General features: G+C 28.1%; 18 protein-coding genes. 12 read left to right on the plus strand and 6 right to left on the minus strand.

Translation table 11 applies throughout. The annotated features are described in order from the left end of the window. Window positions 1-146 precede the first annotated feature (146 nt). Window positions 147-2,789, plus strand: coding sequence for a bifunctional acetaldehyde-CoA/alcohol dehydrogenase (gene adhE / locus KGF48_RS09395; protein WP_227838920.1), 2,643 nt, complete (start codon window positions 147-149; stop codon window positions 2,787-2,789). A gap of 378 nt (window positions 2,790-3,167) precedes the next feature. Here the strand turns inward: adhE and KGF48_RS09400 are convergent, their stop codons facing one another. From KGF48_RS09400 to KGF48_RS09410, 3 genes are read right to left on the minus strand one after another with little or no spacing between them, the layout of a single operon-like run. Next, window positions 3,168-3,509 carry a hypothetical protein gene (locus KGF48_RS09400; RefSeq protein ID WP_227838919.1) on the minus strand — a complete coding sequence of 114 codons (342 nt, stop codon included), beginning with the start codon at window positions 3,507-3,509 and terminating at the stop codon, window positions 3,168-3,170. Window positions 3,510-3,548: 39 nt separating this feature from the next. Then, on the minus strand, window positions 3,549-4,211 hold the full coding sequence (locus tag KGF48_RS09405) for an ABC transporter ATP-binding protein (protein WP_227838918.1): 663 nt from the start codon (window positions 4,209-4,211) through the stop codon (window positions 3,549-3,551). A gap of 11 nt (window positions 4,212-4,222) precedes the next feature. Next, a complete protein-coding gene (locus KGF48_RS09410) occupies window positions 4,223-6,799 on the minus strand; it encodes an FtsX-like permease family protein (protein ID WP_227867969.1) in 2,577 nt (858 codons plus the stop codon). Window positions 6,800-7,006: 207 nt separating this feature from the next. Between KGF48_RS09410 and KGF48_RS09415 the strand changes: the two genes are divergently transcribed. Beyond that, complete coding sequence (locus tag KGF48_RS09415; RefSeq protein ID WP_227838916.1) at window positions 7,007-7,942, plus strand: GHKL domain-containing protein; 936 nt, start codon at window positions 7,007-7,009, stop codon at window positions 7,940-7,942. A gap of 18 nt (window positions 7,943-7,960) precedes the next feature. Continuing rightward, window positions 7,961-8,698: a LytR/AlgR family response regulator transcription factor gene (locus KGF48_RS09420; protein WP_227838915.1), complete on the plus strand. Its 738-nt coding sequence runs from the start codon at window positions 7,961-7,963 to the stop codon at window positions 8,696-8,698. Between the two features lie 183 nt (window positions 8,699-8,881). On the opposite strand, the gene KGF48_RS09425 is transcribed toward KGF48_RS09420, so the two are convergent. From KGF48_RS09425 to KGF48_RS09435, 3 genes are all read right to left on the minus strand, one after another. Beyond that, complete coding sequence (locus KGF48_RS09425; RefSeq protein WP_227867970.1) at window positions 8,882-13,948, minus strand: DUF4132 domain-containing protein; 5,067 nt, start codon at window positions 13,946-13,948, stop codon at window positions 8,882-8,884. 24 nt (window positions 13,949-13,972) lie between these two features. Further along, window positions 13,973-14,392: a hypothetical protein gene (locus tag KGF48_RS09430; protein WP_227829306.1), complete on the minus strand. Its 420-nt coding sequence runs from the start codon at window positions 14,390-14,392 to the stop codon at window positions 13,973-13,975. Window positions 14,393-14,625: 233 nt separating this feature from the next. Continuing rightward, on the minus strand, window positions 14,626-14,877 hold the full coding sequence (locus tag KGF48_RS09435) for a hypothetical protein (RefSeq protein ID WP_227838913.1): 252 nt from the start codon (window positions 14,875-14,877) through the stop codon (window positions 14,626-14,628). Between the two features lie 88 nt (window positions 14,878-14,965). Between KGF48_RS09435 and KGF48_RS09440 the strand changes: the two genes are divergently transcribed. The 9 genes from KGF48_RS09440 to KGF48_RS09480 all read left to right on the plus strand — a co-directional run bounded on the left by KGF48_RS09440 (window position 14,966) and on the right by KGF48_RS09480 (window position 22,572). After that, window positions 14,966-15,712 carry a YkgJ family cysteine cluster protein gene (locus tag KGF48_RS09440; RefSeq protein ID WP_227838912.1) on the plus strand — a complete coding sequence of 249 codons (747 nt, stop codon included), beginning with the start codon at window positions 14,966-14,968 and terminating at the stop codon, window positions 15,710-15,712. A 44-nt stretch (window positions 15,713-15,756) separates the two neighbouring features. Continuing rightward, window positions 15,757-16,668: an MBL fold metallo-hydrolase gene (locus KGF48_RS09445; protein WP_413894799.1), complete on the plus strand. Its 912-nt coding sequence runs from the start codon at window positions 15,757-15,759 to the stop codon at window positions 16,666-16,668. Window positions 16,669-16,718: 50 nt separating this feature from the next. Then, complete coding sequence (locus tag KGF48_RS09450; RefSeq protein ID WP_227829310.1) at window positions 16,719-17,531, plus strand: GTP pyrophosphokinase family protein; 813 nt, start codon at window positions 16,719-16,721, stop codon at window positions 17,529-17,531. 107 nt (window positions 17,532-17,638) lie between these two features. Continuing rightward, window positions 17,639-18,331, plus strand: a complete 693-nt coding sequence (locus KGF48_RS09455) for a metallophosphoesterase (RefSeq protein WP_227829311.1) — start codon at window positions 17,639-17,641, stop codon at window positions 18,329-18,331. A gap of 86 nt (window positions 18,332-18,417) precedes the next feature. Further along, a complete protein-coding gene (locus tag KGF48_RS09460) occupies window positions 18,418-19,353 on the plus strand; it encodes a hypothetical protein (protein WP_227867971.1) in 936 nt (311 codons plus the stop codon). 36 nt (window positions 19,354-19,389) lie between these two features. Beyond that, window positions 19,390-20,547 carry a class I SAM-dependent methyltransferase gene (locus KGF48_RS09465; RefSeq protein WP_227867972.1) on the plus strand — a complete coding sequence of 386 codons (1,158 nt, stop codon included), beginning with the start codon at window positions 19,390-19,392 and terminating at the stop codon, window positions 20,545-20,547. A 151-nt stretch (window positions 20,548-20,698) separates the two neighbouring features. Then, window positions 20,699-21,259, plus strand: a complete 561-nt coding sequence (locus tag KGF48_RS09470) for a 5' nucleotidase, NT5C type (protein WP_227838908.1) — start codon at window positions 20,699-20,701, stop codon at window positions 21,257-21,259. A 28-nt stretch (window positions 21,260-21,287) separates the two neighbouring features. Further along, window positions 21,288-21,779, plus strand: a complete 492-nt coding sequence (locus KGF48_RS09475; protein WP_054272357.1) for a hypothetical protein — start codon at window positions 21,288-21,290, stop codon at window positions 21,777-21,779. A 241-nt stretch (window positions 21,780-22,020) separates the two neighbouring features. Beyond that, window positions 22,021-22,572 (plus strand): helix-turn-helix domain-containing protein, encoded by a 552-nt coding sequence (locus KGF48_RS09480; RefSeq protein ID WP_227829315.1) that lies wholly within the window; start codon window positions 22,021-22,023, stop codon window positions 22,570-22,572. Window positions 22,573-22,646 lie beyond the last annotated feature (74 nt).

Here is a 22,646-nt window from a genome sequence, read left to right on the forward strand (position 1 = left end):
ACCTAGAACAATAAAGGAAATAAAATCTAAAGTGTAGAGATTAAATCTATAAAATTATTTTAAGTATAGGTTAAAAGATATAGATAATGCATTTAAGATTTATAAAAAATATGAGGATGCATAATTATTTTAGGGAGGTTTTTGGTATGGATAAAAAAGAAAAGATTGTAGAAAAGTCAAATGTTGAAGTATGTAGTCCTGAGATTGTCAACAGTGTTGAAACATTAAAAATAAGGCTAGAAGAAATAAGATTAGCACAAAAAGAATTTGCAACATTTACACAAGAACAAGTAGATAAAATTTTCTTAGCAGCCTCAACAGCAGCAAATCAACAGAGAATTCCTCTAGCAAAAATGGCAGTTGAAGAGACTGGTATGGGTATTGTTGAAGACAAAGTTATAAAAAATCATTTTGCTTCAGAATATATATACAACGCTTATAAAAATACTAAAACTTGTGGTGTCATAGAAAAAGATGAGGCATTTGGATTTACGAAAATTGCTGAACCAGTAGGTGTATTATCAGCAGTTATACCAACAACTAACCCTACATCAACTGCTATATTCAAATCACTAATAGCCCTAAAGACTAGAAATGGTATAATTTTTTCACCTCATCCAAGAGCTAAAAACTGTACTATAGAAGCGGCTAGAGTTGTACATGATGCAGCAGTTAAGGCAGGAGCACCAAAAGGTATTATAGGTTGGGTAGATGTGCCTTCAATTGAATTGACTAATGTTGTTATGGCAGAAGCAGACCTTATATTAGCTACTGGTGGACCTGGAATGGTTAAATCTGCATACTCTTCAGGTAAACCAGCTGTTGGAGTTGGACCTGGAAATGTACCTGCAATAATAGATGAGAGTGCAGATATAAAAATGGCTGTAAGTTCAATATTAGTATCAAAATCATTTGATAATGGTATGATATGTGCTTCTGAGCAAGCAGTAATAGTACCAGAAAAAATATATGAAGAAGTTAAAAAAGAATTTAAATATCGTGGAGCACATTTCTTAAATAAAGAAGAAACAGAAAAGGTAGGTAAAGTAGTAATAATTGATGGAACTTTAAATGCCAAAATAGTTGGGCAACCAGCCCATGTAATAGCTAAAATGGCGGATGTAGAAGTGCCAAAAACAGCTAGGATAATAATTGGCGAAGTTGAATCTGTTGAAGTAGAGGAACCTTTTGCACATGAAAAACTTTCTCCTGTCCTTGCAATGTACAAGTCTAAGAGTTTTGAAGATGCAGTTGCTAAGGCTGAAAAATTAGTCGCTGATGGTGGGTATGGTCATACTTCATCATTGTATGTAGACTCTATAAATCAACCAGAGAGAGTAGAGAAGTTTGTAAATGCTATGAAGACTTGTAGAGTATTAGTTAATACTCCATCATCACAAGGTGGTATAGGTGATTTATATAACTTTAAATTAGCTCCATCTCTTACTCTTGGTTGCGGTTCTTGGGGTGGAAACTCTGTATCAGAAAACGTAGGAGTTAAGCATTTACTTAATATCAAGACAGTAGCTGAAAGGAGAGAGAATATGCTTTGGTTTAGAGCCCCACAAAAAGTTTATTTCAAAAAAGGATGTTTAGGTGTAGCAGCAAGAGAATTTAAAGATGTTATGAACAAAAAGAAAGCTTTTATAGTAACAGACTCTTTCCTTTACAATAATGGATATACTAAGAAACTAACTGATTTATTAGATGAAATGGGAATTAAGCATACTACATTCTTTGATGTTGCTCCAGACCCAACACTAGCTTGTGCAAGAGAAGGGGCTAAGGCTATGGCTGATTTCCAACCAGACTTAATAATATCTGTAGGTGGAGGTAGTGCAATGGATGCCGGCAAGATAATGTGGGTAATGTATGAACATCCAGAAATAGATTTCCAAGATTTAGCGATGAGATTTATGGATATAAGAAAAAGAGTATATGCATTCCCTAAGATGGGTGAAAAAGCATACTTTGCAGCTATTCCGACTTCAGCAGGAACTGGTTCAGAAGTAACTCCATTTGCAGTTATAACTGACCAAGATTCAGGTGTAAAATATCCATTAGCAGATTATGAATTAATGCCAAATATGGCTATAATTGATGCAGATATGATGATGGAAATGCCACCAAGATTAACAGCAGCGTCAGGTGTTGATGCCTTAACACATGCACTAGAAGCATATGTATCTATGTTAAGAACTGAACCAGCTGATGGACTAGCACTTCAAGCAGGTAAAATAATATTTGAGTATTTACCTCGTGCATATAAAAATGGAAAAACTGATAAAGTAGCAAGAGAAAAAATGGCAATGGCATCTACTATGGCTGGTATGGCTTTTGCGAATGCTTTCTTAGGAATTTGCCACTCTATGGCACATAAACTTGGTGCATTCCACCATGTTCAACATGGTGTTGCAAATGCATTATTAATAAATGAAGTAATCAAGTTCAATTGTGCAGAGGCTCCAAATAAAATGGGTGCATTTTCACAATACAGACACCCTGATTGTATACAAAGATATGCTGAATTTGCTTCTTTTGCAGGAATTAAAGGGAATACAGACCAAGAAAAAGTGGATAATCTTATAAAAGCAATAGATGAATTAAAGGCAAGAGTGGGTCTTCCTAAGACTATAAAAGAAGCAGGAGTAGATGAAGCTAAATTCTTAGAGGGATTAGATGCTATGGTTGAACAAGCATTTGATGACCAATGTACAGGTGCTAATCCTAGATATCCATTGATGAGTGAATTAAAAGAGATATATTTGAAAGTTTATTATGGTAAATAATATTCATTTTAGAATATCGATTCTATTGGACTTGAATATAAGTTATTAGACTTGAATATAAATTATTAGATTTGCATATAAATAGAATTTTATTAGGCTCATATAAGTAATTTGCTAATAATAGACTATAACTTAAAACCTAAATAAAAGTGAGAAAAGGTAAGAAAATTCATATTAATTTTGAATATGTATATTTAATCAATTAACTTTAAAATTAGTCACAAAATTTTTTTATTACATATAATTTTAAAGCAAAATATATAAAAAACTTTATGAAAAAATTATAAAAATATTCAGAAAATTCTATTGACTAATCTATTTATCATGATATAATAGGTATAGAAAACAAAAAAACTGGGGCCTATTAAGGCCCCCTTATTACTTTTTGATAGATTTATTTAGAATAACTTTCTCATTTTGATTTTTTATATTTATTACAGAGTCGCTGTAATCTACCTCGAAGTTAGCAAAGGCAGAAAATAAATCTATATCTCTTAACAAATGAATTGTCATGCAATGATTGTTTTTATTCAACCTTAGAATTAATGCTCTTACAAATGGGAATTGGATTCTAGAATTAAATAAGTTAGAGCCATCAGTATCTATATCTAAGCTACGATAATTAATATCTATAAATATATCTACATCATCATTATCTTCTCTTATTATTCTGTAGTCAAAATCCAAGTCTAAATTTAAATTACCTAAAACTAATAACATTTAAATCCTCTTTTCTATAAGTAGTTTTAGAGTGTTAGTTTAACTAAGCTCTCCATCTATTATAGATATAATTCGGTCTGCTTTTCTAGCAATATTTTCATTATGTGTTATTATGATAAGCGTTTGGTTATATTTTTTTATAGAACTTTTTAGTAAATCCATGACCTCTTCTGTAGTTTTACTATCCAAATTTCCTGTTGGTTCATCTGCTAAGATGATACTTGGTTTTGCAGATAAAGCACGTGCAATTGCAACTCTTTGCTGTTGACCACCAGATAATTGATTAGGAAGATGATTTTTCCTTTCATTAAGACCTAATAGATTTATAAGGTCTTCTATGTATTCTTCATCGATTTTTTTATTGTCTAACTTTAGTGGCAATTCTATGTTTTCTTTTACATTTAATACAGGAATTAGATTATACTGTTGAAATACAAATCCTACCTTTTGTCTTCTATATCTTGCTAGTTCTTTATCTGAAAGACAACATATATCTTTACCAGCGACTTTTATAGTACCATTACTTGGTCTCTCAAGACCTCCTACTAAATGTAGAAATGTGCTTTTACCGCTTCCACTTGGACCAATTATCGCAACAAATTCACCCTTATTTATTTTTAAATTTGCATCCTTTAGTGCATGTACAGATGTTTCCTTTTTTCCATAAATCTTACCTAAGTTAATAGTTTCCAATATAGGCATAATTACCCCTCCTATTCTGTGATGTTTATAGCTTCAACTATACTAATTTTATTTATCTTCCTTGATGGAATACATGTAGCTAGAATACCTACAATTATATTTGCTAAAACAACTAGTATATATATTTTGTAATCTATTGTAAAATCTAATCCATATGATGCAAAGTCCTGTAGATAATACATTTTAAATTGTATTATAAGTCCTGACACGATGGTAATTACACTTGAGAGTACTCCATATAATATTCCCTCATAGAGTATCATATTTTTAAATTCTCTCTCAGAGATACCAATAGCCCTTAACATTCCAAATTCGCTAGTTCTTGAAGTTAAGTTATAACTTATGTTATTTATTATGTTAAGCACACTAATTATGAACATTATTGCTACTATGCCATAATTATAAATCATGGATCTAGATGTCATCTTATCAGAGTTTTCTTTTTCTACCATCATATCTATTGTTGTAGTTCCAGCGACTTCACTTCCAATTTTACCTAAAAGTTTATTTATTTTTTTACTGTTTGCATTTTCATTAAGGTCTGCATAAACTAAGTTATACTTATCTACACCAGTTAATTTTTTTAGATATTCGCTACTCGTTATTACATCTACACCATCATCTCCAGAGTACGTACTACTATCTGCAAAAGGATAATTTACAATAGCTCCAACTTTAAATTCATATTCTAGGTATTCATAATTATCTTTTTGACTTTCATAAAGGTCCATATCTATTCTACCATTTGGATATTTGACTTTTATAGTATCGCCTACTTTTATATCTACAGCTGGTGTTCCTTTACCATGGGTAAAAGTCTTCTGGTATTTTTTCGTTTTAGAAATTTCTGGTACGTATACTATAGCTAAGTTTTCTTTTTTCATTTTTTTCAAGTTTATATTTCCACTTACTAAGTATTTTTCTAATGACTTTATCATCTCATCATTATAACCTCTTAGCTTTTGCTTTAGTGTATATTTTCCAGTAGTATTATTTTTTGTAAATAGAGGATATTCCTTATAATAAAGAGTTGAATTTATAGCTTCGTAGTAATCTAATCTATTTATTTTATCTACCTCTATTCTCGTGTTTAAGATACTAGCAGTTTTGACTTTGTCAATTCCATCTATATTTTTTATTTTATCTATTTGATTATCATTAAAACCCTTTATATCCTTGAAAGAAGTATTGTTACCAGTTTCATTGGAAAAAGTATTTGATAGAATAAAATCTGCATTCATATATGTTTGTTCTTGAGAGCTTTTGTTTTGGACATCTAAAAAAGAAGATTTATAATTGTCTTTTATGACGATTATACCTCCTATACTCATAGATAATACAATTATAATGAAGCCCTTTTTATTTCTAAAGATGTTTTTCGCAGATATAGATTTTGTTACTGATATATTTAAAGTTAATTTTGATATTAAAGAATTAACTTTGGTTACATTTTTATTAGTTCCAAAAGTTTTTCTGATAGCATCAATAGGAGAAATTCTTCTTATTTTTAAGTATGTAAAGAAACTTATAATTAGTATTATTAGTATTGTAGATGCAATTGATAAGAGGATTATTTTATCTGGAATAACAAAAGGTGTAACCTTTATATTTCCTTCAAATTGAATATTTCCTGCAGACCTATTAAATATTTGTGCACCCCCCATACCTGTACATATACCTATAGGCATTGCTATCAAAGCAAGTATGAAAAGTTCATAAAACATAAGTTTAAAAATCCTAAAATTAGTGGATCCAATAGCTCTTAAGACACCATATTCCTGTATTCTTTGGTATATTGATATAACATAGATACTATATATTACAATACCAGAAAATAGGCTCATAGCAATTGCAGTATATTTACTTGAGTCATCTAAAGTACCATTTTTCATGGTAGACTCTATAAGCATTGAGTTTCTTCTCACACTTTCCTTATCCAATATAGCATTTTTTGCTATATTGTCTATGTTTGTATTTATATTACTGTCTTCATTAAATTCAATATAAGTTTTAAAATTATCCAATTTTGATTCATTGAGATTCAAAAAAATTTCACACATCCCCTTTTGTTTCTCTATAAATCTATCTTCAAGTATTCCAACAACTTTAAAAGTTTCTGGATTTTCTTTTTGATATAATTTAAAAGTAAGGTCTTGATTTATCTCTGGTTTTAAACCCATACTATTTAAAATCCATTTCTCGACTACCACCTCATTGCTAGCTTTTGGAAATCGACCTTTTATAAGTTTAGAATGACTAGTCAAGTAATTTTTATTTGCATGTAGTATGTTTATAGGTAATTTTTCATTAACATCTGTAGACGCATAGTAAGATGTTATACCTAGATTTTTAATATCTTTGCTAGATTTTATGGATTCTAATTGATTTCTCTTTACATTTTTAAAGTATACATGGTCAGCTCCAGTTTCTCTTTTCATTCTATCTACATCTGCTTGCTGAGCACTTCTTGAGAGGGTACCAATACCAACAATAAGTGATGTAGCAAGAATTATACTCAGAGCAATTGCTAAAGATCTAGCTTTATAACTTTTTATGTACCTTAGTACTATTTTCAGATTATCTTTCATATTTACCACTTCCTTTCTTAACTAAATCAATTATATATTTATTTAAAATATATAGCAAAGTAAGTATTTTCAAGTTTTAAGTAGTTAATTGTATAAATTTATATGTATTTTTACAAGTTTAATTAAGCTATATGTAAATTTTGACTTTTTACATATTTTTTTTTAAATGATATAATTCTCATATAAATTGCAGAGGGGAGGGGAATTATGGAGAACAATTTTATATTTCCTGTAGTAATATTAGCTTTGTTTATATTTAGTAACCTTATAATGAATAAGTACAGGTTTTACAAAGAATTAGACATATTAAAAAGAGGACTATTAACATTTTTTATATCGTGTTTTGTATGGATTTTATTCATGGGGGGTATTCAATATATACAATTAAGTTTAGGCTATAATTCTTTACTTGAAGGAGTATTAAATATTATACTTTTTTTAATTTTAATTATGTTAAGTTGTTATATAGGATTTAAATTTATAAGATTGATAAATAATAACAATGAGCAAGAATCCAAACTACAAAAACTAGATAGTAAAATAAATCATAAGGATAATATAATCGTCAAATTAAGAAGTCAAAAACATGACTATTTGAAACATTTGCAAGTAGTGTATTCTCTATTAAATACTGGGTTAGATGAAGATGCCAAAGAATATATAATGAATATATCAAATAGTTTTAAATCAAAAAATTCAAGGTATGGAAAAGTATCTTATTTAGATGCTATAGCTTCATTAAAATATGAGGAATGTCTTGAAAAGGATATATCTTTTGATGTCTACATTCAAGATTTTATGGATAATTTAGAGATTGAACCTAATGATATGAGTTCAGTACTATTAAATATAATAGACAATGCAATAGAGTCTTTGTCTGCTATAAAAAAGGAAAAGAAATATATAAGATTACATGCATATGAAGATGAATTTCAGTACATTATAGCTATAAAAAATAATGGTCCTAAAATACATAATGTTGAAAGTATATTTTGGGATGGCTTTAGTACTAAAGAAGGGCAAGATAGGGGTTATGGGCTACATCTAGTTAAAAACATATTAGATAAGTATGATTATAGTATACTTGTAAATAGTGATGATTTTTTAACTGAATTTGTAATCTTAATCCCAAAATATTATTAGTTAGGAGGAGAAAAGTCTATGATAAAAGTTTTGATTTGCGATGATGATAAAATTGTAAGAGATGATATAGCAAATATAGTTAAAGAATCTGGATACGTAGATTACGTTAAAAAAGTTAAGGATGGTATAGAGGCAATTGAATTTATAAAAAACGAGAAAATAGATTTGTTGATTATTGACATTGATATGCCATATAAAAATGGGATTGCTTCTGCTAAAGAAATTCTTTCTATAGATAAGGATATACATATAGTATTTGTGACAGGTTTTGCTGATTATAGTCTTGAAAGCTTTAAAGTGCATCCTATAGATTTTGTAGTTAAACCATTTAAAAAAGAAAAAATACTTGATTCAATTAATATAGCAATAGACCATATTAACTCCCATAAAATTGCTAATAATAATTTTATAGAAGACACTCTTTTTGTCTATAAAATAAGGAAGCAGATACATATGATTAATTTTGATGATATAGTTATGTTTGAGAAAAATTCAAGAGCAATTAATCTACACACTAAAGATGAAGATATAATAAAGTTTTATGAGAACTTTGATGACTTAAAAAAACGCCTACCTCCTAATTTCTTTATGACTCATAGACAATACATAGTAAATTTAAGGTTTATACATAAGGTTATACCTATAAATAAATCTTCATTAGAGATAAGGTTTATAAATTTTCAAGAAAGTGCCATATTAAACAAATCTCTAGAAAAAGATTTTCTATATAGATTTTATAGGGTTAAAAGATTCTAGTGAAAAGAGAAGAACAAATTCTTTTAGCGTTATACAATAAGTACTATAAAGATGATATATAAGAAAAGTTTATATAAAAATTATTTGTAATTATGAGTTAATTATATAAGTTATAGTGTAAAATATATTGGACTTTCTTTAAAAAATTATAAAGTCCAATATATTTTAGAGATAGTTTTATATTTATAAATTGCTTAAGATACTAGGGTCTTTAATCTTATTATCTTCAGCAAGCAATAATATCTTAGACATAATCTCAGCAGTCTTAGGGTCTTCATCAGCAAATGGAAGGAATATCTTACCTCTACTTTGAGAATGTACAGGAAGTATATTTAAAGCACCCATTCCTTTTTTATGTACAATACCAGAACCCATGTGTACAGAATAATCGCCTAAATTACCTGTTATAAGAGCATGAGAGCCTTCAAAATTGACATTTTTAATCTTTAATAATAATAGTAGCTCTTTAGCAATAGCTATACGCATCTCTACAGTAGAGTGGCTTGTCTCAGGGTCAACACCACCAGCATGAGCAACACTTACAACAAGGTCTATATCACGCATAACTTCAGAGAAAAGAATTGGAGGTATAGAAGCTAGTTCTAAGCTTTTATAAGTCTTTCTATTAAAGAATTCTACTGTTTCAATAGTTGGAGGTTCAATGTCTGCTGGTGAAAACCAATCTGCAAGTGCAAACATCTTTGCTACTATATTTTCTTTGTAGAATACTTTTTGTAAACCTTCCTCATAGTCAACAGTCCAAAGTTGATTTCTAAGAAGTGCTACCGTTTTCTTTGGCTGGATTTGATGACCAGCATATCTACGAGATATAGTTTTTTCAGACAATTCATCAGCATTTATTCTATAATATTCACGGAACACTTGCTTAAATGGTTGAACAATTTGCTTATCAAATAAGTCATGTTGGAATTCACTCCACTTACCAGATTCAAATAGATGAACTGGATGTGCAAGTTTTAATTTATTTTTTGCAGTTAATCTATAAGATTCACCAGTTGTATCACAAATAAAGAACTTAGACTTATCATTATAGATATATCCAATAGTATCATCACATACCCAAACTAGATTTTTAACTAAAGGACAAATAACTGGGTTTTTATAGATATTGGAGATTTCCTTAACTGTAAATACTGTTTCATTTTTCATAGCTTGCTCTAAACTTTGTTTTGCACGAGAATACTGACTTTTTAAATCTTTTTGTACTGATTTAAGTTCAAGTACATATGGATGTTTTGCAAGTGCTTTTGGCACACTTTTTAAAGCCTTATCGCCTTTTTGGACTTTTATAGATGTTTTTCCTTTTTCATCAACATCTATCCAAAGTGAAGTTCCATCAATATCTTTTGGTTTAAACATATGAGCAACTTCATTTAGCTTTTCCGTTTCAAGAGCCCACATCATACGATTGATATCTTCAAAACCAGCACTTCTAGCTAAGTTTTCCATTGCTATTGCACAAGCTTTTGATTCACTTTCACGACGTTGTGCACCAAATTGTTTGCTTTCTTTAGCAAACTTTTGAATAAATTCATAACGGAAAGTTGCTTCTTTAAGGTCACCTTTTTTCATAGGAAGTAAAGAGAAACTTCTCAATTTATCTTGATTTCTATTTGTTTCAATTTCTTTCATCAGCATGTCTTTATCAAGCTTTCCAAGTGTAGCATCAGCATAAAGCTGTGCACGTCTGTGAGAGTTTCCGCCACTAGTTATGTATTTAGCTGATTTGTAAAGGATATTGAATCTTTCTTCTCCAATAGTTTTATATGAATCCAAAAACCAATCTACATCAAATGCTCCATCCATGAAACTCTGTGGTGATATAGGAGAGAATAGAGCAACCTCTGATTCTTTTTGAGCAGAGAATCCTTCATTTATATGTGCATGGAAATACCAAATTGTACTCTTTAAACCTTTCCAGTTTAAATATTTTTCAATTATGTTTACCCATTGAGGAGCATACATAGCAGCTTCTATTAATCTTAATTCAGTAATATCAGTAGTTTTAAGTAAATTTTTTAATTCCTTAGAATTATCTTCTTTAGTAGGATAACAATTTTTAAGTAGAGAACTCAAAACATCTTTTTTTGAATAATTACTGCCATATGAATATCCTCTCTGGAAAGTTTCTTTACCAAGAGCAACTAAGATATTTACAAAATAATTCATACCTTCAAAATGTTGTATATTATCAGCTAGATGAGAAACTTCTGTTGGCATATCACCTCTACGTGATTCAATTTCTATAATCCTATTTGTAACAGTTTTTATATTGTTTTCAAGCCATGGATGTTTTTCTAATGTATCACCACTCCATCTAGGATTCGTTAAAATTCGTACTATATTTGTTGCATTGTATCCAGTTACAATTTCTCGATTGATTTGTTCCTCAGTCATTAATCCCAATTCATATGCACGAGCAAATATATCTATATTAGTATAAAATGGGAATTTATATTCTAGAAGTTGATAATTTGCAAATGTAGTGTAGAAGAACTTAGTAAAGGAAATATCATCATGAATAAATGAATGTGCCTTTCCAAGCCAATAGTTCAAAATTGGGGCATCTAAAGCAGGGCAGTATTCATTTTGTCTATAGTAGTTTTTAGTAAACTCAACTCTTTGCTTTTTACATTGTTCAGTAGTTAATAGGTTTCTTAGTTTGTAATATGTATCCAAACAGTATTCAAACATTTCTTTCTGGTCAAATTCATTTAGTAATACTGAAAGTATTCTTCTTGTAAGAACATCAAATTTTAATTTCTCTAATTTTGAATATAATTTCTTTTGTTTTTTTTCATCAAGGACATTTGAATATATAGATGAAAACCAACTTTTCTCTATCTCATGATAAGCACATGGGCGTATACTATAAAATAAAATCTCAAGGATTGTTTTATAATCTAAATGAAGTTTCTTGCTAGTTTCTCTCCAAAGCTCAGCTAATGGATAATTATCAATAGTATCCTTATTATTTCCAGTTATACGTTTAATAGGAGTTAGATTATATGTAGAGTAACCTAAAAGTATTTTATCCATATTACCTGACCATCTCTCAACTTCATACTCATAATCTGCATTTTCAATGATAAGTTCATTAAATTTTTCATATACTTTTAATATTTTATTTATATCTACATCCAGAATTTTCTTAGCTTCTTTTTTAGTTGATATAGAAACAGAATCCTCATTAGAAGATAAGCTTAAATTGGAAATAATCTTATTAAGTTTTGATGGACTAGAGGAATCGCATTTAAAATCAAATTGTTCAGGAATTTGGACCTTATTTTCAGGGTTGTATATTCCAAATCCATTTTCTTTACAATAATCATTTTTTGCTTTACCTAATAAATTATCAATTAATATCTGAACTTGAGATGTATTCTTTTTAGACTTATCAACACTTTCCACTAATAAAATAAGTTTATTATATAGCTCTTGTCTATCAGGACTGTCTTTTAATAAATTTACAATTTCAAATCCTCCAAGACATTTTTGCGAATTTGAAGATTTTATTAGAGAAGAAGCAATATTTTCTAGCTTTAAATCATCTTGTTCAAGTAAAATCTTTATTACTGTTTGTCTGATGGAACTTGTTTTTAAAGTAAGCAAGTTGTTTATTCTGTCTAACTCTACATCTGATAAGTCAAGTTCTTTAAGTAAACTTAATACAATTTCTCTATTGGAAACACTCTTATCGCTCAAACATTCTAATAAGAAACTACGTTGTTTATCTGTTTTTGGCTCATTTATAAAATTAGCTATAAGTGAAGCTCTTAAATCTGAACTCATAAGATGACAGTTATCCATTAGAACATCCATAAATTGAGTATTCATATCATATGCTGTTAATGTCATCATGCACCTAAGTATATTGTGAGAAGAAATTTCAACCCAAGACCATGGAAATACACTGCCAGAAAATTCCTTAGTTTTTGAATTTAAAAGTTCTAAGGTATGTTTTAGATTTTCAAATTGTTCCTTTCTAGCTTCAAAGTTTTTATCAATAGGAGAATCTGATAAGTCAAAATCAACTTTTCTGTTTTGCCAATTATAATAGTAGCCAACAGAACTTTCTACATAGAAGTTTCTAACTACCCATGCAAGTATCTCTAAATCGTCACCTTTAATATTTTTAGATGCAACAGAGTGTTTGAAATATGTACTTTCTGTGTTTGATAAGAAGTAAAGTGCCACAAGTTTTTTGTACTTTTCATCATGTGAAAGTAAATTTTCAATAAGAGAGTAGGAATCGTAGATATTGTAAGTTGCAGTTGCCCATAAAGCAAAATAAATTTCAAGGTTATCATTACTGTTAATTGACTCCATACGAAACCCTTCATCAGTCAATGATTTATATGAAAGTTCTAAGCACTTACGAATTATTCCAGGTTTTTGGTCTGAAAAACCAAGTCCTGTCCATGTATCCAAAGCTCTTATAACAGAACTAAATCTTTCTAAATTGTTATCTAAGATAGTTTTTAACATATAGATAGATGCAGGAATTGTACCTTCATCTAGACTTTCTACAATTTGTTGTCTAAGACCTTCTTGTTGTTTAGCTGCGAGAAGAAGTTTAGAAAGCATTTCATAGCACTTTTCACTATGACTTTTCATAATACCAATTATCATTTGTCTAGTAAGTAGGGCGGTTTGATTTTCTCCAAAAATTACTTCTTCTAAAGCGTTGATGACATCATTATTTCCTTTATCTATTTCTAGTGCGATTTTATCACTCATTATATAGTCATATTGAAGAACTTTATCTGGAAGTGTAAGATAATCTAAGACAGAAAAATCATGATATATCAAACTAACATAATGTGAAATAAGCCTAATTATACTTCTAAAATAATCTTTAAGTCTATTTGAGCGATATCCTTTACGATAGTATCCTCCTGAATATGGATAATTCATTTTTCTTTTAATTAATTGGCAAAGTTCTTCTACTTGTTCAGGAGAAAACATTAATTCTAAGGCATTTTTTAAAGGGCCAGAAAGTAAAGTGTCTACACTTTCAATTTCGTAGTAATAACAATTATAGTATTTTTTTATCATATCTAAGAATTTATTTTCATCTTTTACATCATAATAGTATGATTCATCCTTTACACAATCCCAAAGAGATTTAGCTAAGTCGTAATATGGTTTTGAAGAAGATTTAGTAAAATTGTTTTTAAAATCTTCAATTATTTTAGGATTTTTTTCTACTCTAGTACGTTCTGACATTTATGTACCTCCAATTTATTTATTTTAAAACATCCTTCCAGCAAGTAGAGTGAGTCTTATAAAAGTGAATATATCACCATCTTTTAAATTTATAGGAGAATTGAGTTCTTCAATAACATCTTCGTTTATAAGAACTTTATAGATTCCATCTTCAAATGCTTGTAGTGCAACTTCTATGGCTTTTTCTACAGATTGTTTGTTTTCATTGTAGATAGAGCCGAATCCAACTTTTCCAATGGTAGCTTGAGACTCAATCTCTTCGCTAGTTAAAAAGCTTATTATTGATTTTTCTGGGGTCTTTTCATTATATTCAAGAACATTTTTAGATACAATTTCAGAGATAGCCTCTTTTAGGCAATTGATGTTGTCAGATAAATCAAAGGGGGTAAGTTCTAGCATAGGTCTACGTTTGCCAACAGCTTTAACTCTAAAATAAATTTGCATAAAATCACCTCGCAAAATATTAAGTATTAAGAAACTTAAAAAATTTATCTATTTGTTATATTATATCATTTTGTGAAATATTAGTGTGGATTATGGAATTATTTTACAAAAAATAGAAAAAAAGCTATCTTAAAGTCTAAAAAAGAGATAAAAGATAACTTTCGATTGTGAAAATATATAATAATAACTACATGTAGTTATTATTATATATTTTAGATGATTGGTTTTAATAACTATCTTTTTTTATTTATAAATTTTACTCCTAAGTATTTTTTGATATCTTCTTCAGGAGAAAAATCGTCAATAAGTATTTCTTTGCCAGTATCTTCAAATACTACTAGAACTTCACAGTCACCTTGTAAGAAAAATTTTTTAACAGTGTCTTCTTTAACTTCTCTAACTTTTACTACATTCTTTTTTTCTTTTTCAAAGTCTTTTGTATAGTAACTTCCCATCATATTAATGATTTTTGTATATCTATTCATAAAATGCCTCCTCATGCGATTAAATTTAAAAAATATGTTATAATAATTGTTTGTATTAACTTAATAATTATAACAAGGAGTAATAATAATGACTAGTATAAAAAATAAAGATATTTTAAATTGTATAGATTATTCCACTAAAAATAAGCTCTTTAATGAACTAAATGATGTATATGAATCCTTACCAACTGGAAATTGTTCTGGTTGTGGTAATTGTTGCATGGAATCAGTAGGTATAAATTTAATTGAGTTTTTGAATATATTTTGTTATCTTGAAGATAGAGCGGATTTAAGAAGAAGATGTATAAGTAAAATAGTAGACTATTATTTTGAAGAGTATTCCAAAAAAAATTCATGTCCATTCAAAGACGACGATAATAGGTGTTTAATATATGAAGTTAGACCACTAAATTGCAGATTATTTGGACATTGGAAAAAAGCGGACTATAACAAAAATCTAGATAATGTCACTAAGAAAAATAATGACTATAAAGAGTTGATGAAGAGACAATATGGATTTGAAATAAATGATGAAGTGGTAAATTATAGAATAGATTATTGTGAAAGCTTTATTCCAGGCAAAGGTTATTTGAGCAAATCTGAGAGATTAAGCTTTTTTGATAAACTTATGATACTAGATTCAAAACTTTATTCTAATAGCATTATAGATATAGATTTTAAGGATAGAGGTATAGTTGAATATTTTATAGAATCGCTATTTTACAGAGATTTAGCATATAATGTAAAAATAAGGATATCTAAAGAACCTAAAATAAAAAAAAGAACTATTAATAGAATAAAAAGGCTTATTCTACTAGAGTCTTATATTAAATAAATAATAACTTGTAGTATAAATATTGTCAAAATGAGGTGAAGATGGTGAATCTAACAAAAGTAAAAGGAAATACTTTCTTTATAAAAGGTGGTACAAATACAGGAATATATGTGTTTGAGGATAATACAGCACTTATGATAGACCCAGGATTATGTGGTTCGAGGCCCAGAAGAGTAACCAAAGTATTGGATGAAAATAAAATACAAGTTAGATATATTATAAATACTCATGGCCATGATGACCACTATGGGGCATGTAATCAATTTAAAGAACATTATAAAGATGTGTGTGTAATGTCATCAAAATACGATAAGTTATATATAGAAAACCCAGAGTTATTTTCAAAGTATATTGTTGGGGGGAAAAGCAATATATTTATGGATAATATTTTAAAAAGTAAAATGTTAGATGATATAGAAATAGATAAAACTATAGATGCAGGTAGGCTGGAATTAAATAATGAAATGTTTGATATAATTGAATTTCAGGGACATACACCTGGAAGTATAGCCATTTTAACTAAAGATAAGGTGATTTTTGTGGGAGACCTTTTGATAGGAGATGAAATTCTATCAAAATATGATTTCTTATTTTTATATGATATACAAGAACAAATGAACTCATTAGAAAAGTTAAAAGGTATAGATTTTGAGTATTTAGTTTTGGGTCATGGAAAACAAGTGATATCAAAAGAAGATGCTTATAAATTAATAGAAAAGCATTTGAATGCTTTAGAGAAATATTTATACCAAATAAGACAGTTACTTGAAAAACCAAAATCTTTAGAAATTTTACTAAAAAATATTATAAATAACAATAATTTAAGCAATAATTATAAAGAGTATCATTTTTTTAAATCTTCGTTGGTATCTGTTATAAGTTACCTAATTGATTTAGACGAAATAGGGTATATCTTAGAGGATGGAGAATTGCTTTACTATACAAAAACAAAATAAATTATGATAAAATAAAGAAGGTCATAAAAAACAAATAAAGGGTGAGCAATATGGAATACGAAAAATGGAATGAAATACTAGCGCCTTATGAACATGCAGTAGAAGAATTGAAAATAAAATTTAAAAATATAAGAAAAGAATATTTAGCAAAAGGCGAATATTCTCCCATAGAATTTGTCACAGGAAGGACAAAAAAAATATCTTCCATAATATCTAAGTTAAAAAGGCTAAATGCAAAAGATTTAGAAACTGAAATTGATGATATCGCTGGTATAAGAATAATGTGCCAGTTTGTTGAAGATATATATTCTATAGTTGATTTGATAAAAGTAAGAAATGATATGACTATAATAGGAGAAAAAGATTATATTACAAACTACAAAGATAGTGGCTATAGAAGCTATCATGTTATAATAAAATATCCTATAAACTCAATTGCGGGCTCAAAAGAAATTATATGTGAAATACAAATAAGAACTCTTGCAATGAATTTCTGGGCTACAATAGAACATTCATTAAAATATAAATATGACCATTACATACCTGAGACTCTAGCAGAAAGACTTAGAAGAGCGTCTGATGCTGCGTTTCTCTTAGACCAAGAAATGAGTGAAATAAGAGAGGATATAATGAAAGCTCAGGCTATGTATCAAATGAAGTCTATAGCCATTAGAGACACTCTAAATAGAATACAAGAGTTATATGACTTAGGTGATACACATAAAGCTATGCAGTATCAAAGAAAGTTGGATAGAACTGAAACAGACAAAAACATAACCGAAATTTTAGAATTAAAACAAGAAATAGATATGTTATTAGAGCAATATAAGGATACTAAGGTAGATGATAGAGTGGTTCAATAAAGCTACTTATAGAAAATTTACTAAATATTAATGGGGCTGCCTCTTAATGGAAAATAATTTCTAAGAAGAGACAGCCTATTTAGTTTAATCAAGGAAGGAATGATGTTATGAGTTTATATGCAATAGGTGACTTACATTTTTCAACATCAGTAAATAAGCCAATGAATATCTTTGGCAGTAATTGGGATGGTCATGAAAAAAAGATTATAGATAATTGGAAAGAGGTTGTTACAGAGGAAGATGTAGTATTAGTATTAGGAGATACGTCTTGGGGAATTAATTTATCAGAAGCTAAAAAAGATTTAGACATAATAAATGAACTTCCAGGTAAAAAAATACTTATAAAGGGAAATCACGACTATTGGTGGACAACAGTTACAAGTTTGAATAAGCTATATGAAAATATGCGTTTTATTCAAACAAATTTCTATGAATATAGAGATTATGCAATTTGTGGAGGCAGAGGTTGGATATGTCCTAATGATGTTAAATTTGATGAGACGGATGAAAAAGTTTATAAAAGAGAAGAAAATAGATTAAGGCTGTCATTAGAGTCTGCCCATAAAAAAGGTTATTCTAAAATAATAGTAATCACTCATTATCCTCCTACAAATGATAGGTTAGAGGAGTCTTTGTTTACAAAATTATATGAAGAATATAATGTTGAAAAGGTGATTTATGGTCACTTGCATGGTAAAGAGTCTTTTAAAATGGGTCTAAAAGGGATTCGAAATGGAGTTGAATATATATTAGCATCTTGTGATTATACAGAATTTAATTTAATAAAAGTTCACGATTAAAAAACATAAATTGGTAAATACTATAAGATACACGATTAAAAATAAATATTTGAGGGATTTCGGTTTTGAGAAAGGAGACACGATTTATGAGGTGGATATTAGTTTTTATATTTTTATATCTTATTCCTTTGATAGTGATATTCAGAAATTACAAGAATTTTAAGAGGTCTTGTATCTACAGTAGTATTTATGTAGTGTTAGCTACAACAATAATGATAAGTAACATCTATATGAGTGGACTTAATAAGATAAAAGAATCTATGTATTATCATAATTATATTTCTGATGAGACATATGATGAAAAATATGTATCAAATTTTAATGAAAAAGAAGATAGTGATTTAAAACAAGATAAAAAAAATAGTAAAGAATCCAACAACAAAAAAGTAGATAATAAACAAGATAAAAATACACAAAGTACAGATAATAATAAAGAAGAAAACAAACAAGATGTAATAAAGAATAATGATTTAGAAAGAAATACTTCAACAAATAGTGAATCAGAAAAACAAGGAAATACTGAAGAAAACAATGATAATTATATAAGTAAAGAAAATGATAGTGAAGATATTAAAAAAATAGACCTAGAAAGTATAGGAATTTTCAAGAAAGAAATTTATAATATAGAAAGAGTAGCTTTAGTACCAATGAGAGAATGTATACCTTATACTAAGGATATTGCAAAAAATATAACTAAATTATCTAGTATAAAAAAAGATGTTACAAATGCTAGAAATAAATGTAAAGAAGTTATAGAAGAATATGAGAATATGCAAATCCCAGAACTTTCTAAGGATGAATATACAAAGGTATTAAGTAGTGCTAGAGATGATGTAAAAAAGGCATATGAACTTAGACAAAAGTCTATGGATAGTGCCTTAAAATTAATAAATACTAAAAGTCCTAAATATATAGGCAAGATAACTGAGTATCTTGATTTATCAGATAAGCAGATAGAAAGTTTTAAAAATAGATTGAATGATTTAAATGAAGAAATAGATGGGTCAAATACGATTGATTAATAAGAGTTAAAGAGATAAGTTAAAAGGGAGATTAGGATGAATAAGCAGAGTATAGGAAAACTAAATATGTTTTTTATGGGGATTACTCAGAGAAACCTTGAAAATGAAGATTTTTTTATTGAATTAGAAGTAGTTTTTAAATCAGGAAGAAAAGAATTTAAAGGAATTGCAACAGAAGAAGAAGGTAAGTACAAATTTAATTTTAAAGGTAAATCAGAGTTATATACATTTAGTGAATTGTTAAAAAGTATATCTAAAGAAGCTGAAAATTATGATGCACTAGTATTTAGATATATTGAAAGAGGTACTATTGTCGTAATAGAAGGAGACAATAAAAAAGTAAATGTAAAGTATCTAGATAATAAAGAAGAAGTACCAAAAATAGATGAATTTACAGCATCTCAAATAAAAAACAGAGAGTACTATGTAAAAGTAGGACAAGCAAATGCACTTTTAAAAGAAATTGGAGTACTTACAAAAGATGGTAAAATAAAAAACGATAAAATAAGAAAGTATAATCAAATAGACCACTTTGTGGAGCTTATAGACAATATTTTAAAAGAAATAAAAGACAAAGACTGTATAACAATATTAGATTGTGCTTGTGGTAAATCATATCTAAGTTTTGTACTAAACTTCTATATAAAAGAAGTATTAAAGAAAAACTGTTATTTTATAGGAATAGATTATTCAGATGTAGTTATAGAAGCTTCAAAGAAGATGGCTAAAAATTTAGGCTATAAAAATATGTTATTTATAAAAGAGGATTTAACTAATTATACACCTAATAGAGATGTTGACCTTGTAATAAGCTTACATGCTTGTGATACAGCAACAGATATGGCTATAGGACTAGGGATTAGAGCAAAGTCAGAAGCTATAGTAGTAGTACCATGCTGTCATAAGGAGTTATTAGGACAATATAAATATGAAGCTATGGAACCAATATTAAAACATGGAGTATTTAAAGCTAGATTTGCAGACTTAATAACTGATGGTTTAAGAACGTTATTGTTAGAAGGAAATGGATACGATACTTCTGTGGTAGAATACATATCCCCATTAGATACACCAAAAAATTTAATGATAAGAGCGATAAAAACTAAAATAAATAATGAAAAAGCATTAAATGAATATAGAGAACTAAAAACACAATTTGGAGTAGAACCAACTTTAGAAAAACTTATATATTAGTTGAAAATGTAAAATTTACAAAAAGCTTGCTTAAATATGCAAGCTTTTTGGTATTATATAGGTATAGTCATATATGTGATTTTGATTTATAATTAAAGCTGTGCTATAATATTTGATTAATAAAATCAATAAATGTTACATGGAGGTAAAAATGAACAAATTAAATATATGTATTGATATAGATGGAACAATAACTAGTCCTTATCATTTTCTTCCATACCTAAATGATATCTTCAATAAAAACATTACAGAGTCAGAGTGTATAACTCACAATTGGGAAGAATTATATGGTTCAGGAATAAGGGATGTATATACAGAATTTAATGATAAGTATGTACATTCATATGATGAAGCAGAAATTGTAGAAGGAGCTATTGAAGTAATAGATGAATTATCTAAGGGGCATAATTTATATTTTGTAACTGCTAGACATGAATGCTTAACTGATGTAACTAAAAACTGGTTAATTAGACAAGGAATTTTAGATATAGATGTTTACTTATTAGGAAGTGATTATAAAGTTGAAAAGGCAAGAGAACTGAGTTGTGATATCTTTATAGAAGATAACCCTTTAAACTCAGTCCAATTAGCTGATGCAGGTGTTAAAGTAATACTTTTAGATACTAACTATAATAAAGATATTGAACATCAAAACATAATTAGAGTTAATAACTGGATAGATATTAAAAAGATTATAGAACAAAGTAATTAAAAGACTTATAAATTGAAAGGGGGAGCATATGATAGATTTAAAACTAGAAAACAGAAAAGGAAAAATTCATGTAAAGAGTAGTGAGATAAAAGATATTTTAGAATTACGTCCAGACTTTGAATATGTACAAGATATATCAAATACTATAAATCAGGAGAATATATTGGTGTTTGATTGTCAATTAACAGGAAATTCTTTTGATATGGATGATTTAGATATAGAAGAAATATTAGAAGAATTAGGTGAGGAAATAGATGAGTCTTATTTCAATGTCTTATTTGAAGATGTAAGAGCATATTTAAAAGATGCTACTGATGAAATAGAGGCAGATTTGCAAGAAAATTACCTATTTGATAATTTGAGATGCTATTTTGATATATATAATATAAATCAAGAATTCACTGATTTTAAGTTTGTATTTTTAGTTTCTTTTAAGGATATAAAAATATCTTCATTAGCTAATCTAGCTAAGATTGTTTCCAAAAGACAACTGATAGGAGCATCTAAGTTTTATAGTTAAAATATAAAAATATAATTTTATGATAATAAAAGCTAGTAGCTTAAAAAAATATGGGCTACTGGCTTTTTTATTTGCTCATTTTTAAAGGAAATTTCAAAATAGTATTTACATTTCTAAAAAAATATTATATATTAAACATAATGTACAGTATATCGAATAAAATATTTTAAGATAAGTTACTGTCTTTAGATAAAATAATTAAATATACTTAGGATTATATAAGTATATTAGAGGTGAATTTATGCAGAATTTAAATGAAATAATTGCTGAGAATTTAAAAAAGATAAGGAAAGAAAAACATCTTAGCTTAGATAAAATTTCTCAACTTAGTGGGGTAAGTAAGAGTATGTTGTCTCAAATTGAAAAATGTGAAGTGAATCCAACTATATCTACTATCAAGAAAATAACGAATGGATTAAAAATATCATTTACATCATTGATGGAAAGACAAGAAAGTGATATAGAATTGGTTGATAAAAAGGATGTAGACCACTTTATTGAGGATGATGGAAAATATGTAAGTTATCCGATATTTCCATTTGATTCTAAAAGAAGATTTGAAATATTTATGATTGAGATAGAAGAGGGTGGAACATTGGATTCAAATGCTGAACTTCCAGGAACTCAAGAGTTTATTACAGTTTTTAGTGGTGAAATAACTATTAAAATAAATGGAGAGGATTATATTGTATCTAGTGGAAATTCTATAAGATTTAAAGCTGATGTATCACATATATATAGAAACTCAGGTAGAGGTGTAGCTAAAATAAGTATGGTAGTATATTATGTATAATAATTGAATGGAGTATATAGTGATATTTAGATGATTTTAAGTATGAGAGTATTTAGTATTTGAATAATAGGAGT

This window comes from Clostridioides sp. ZZV15-6388 (assembly GCF_020657755.1).
Classification (GTDB): Bacteria; Bacillota; Clostridia; order Peptostreptococcales; family Peptostreptococcaceae; genus Clostridioides.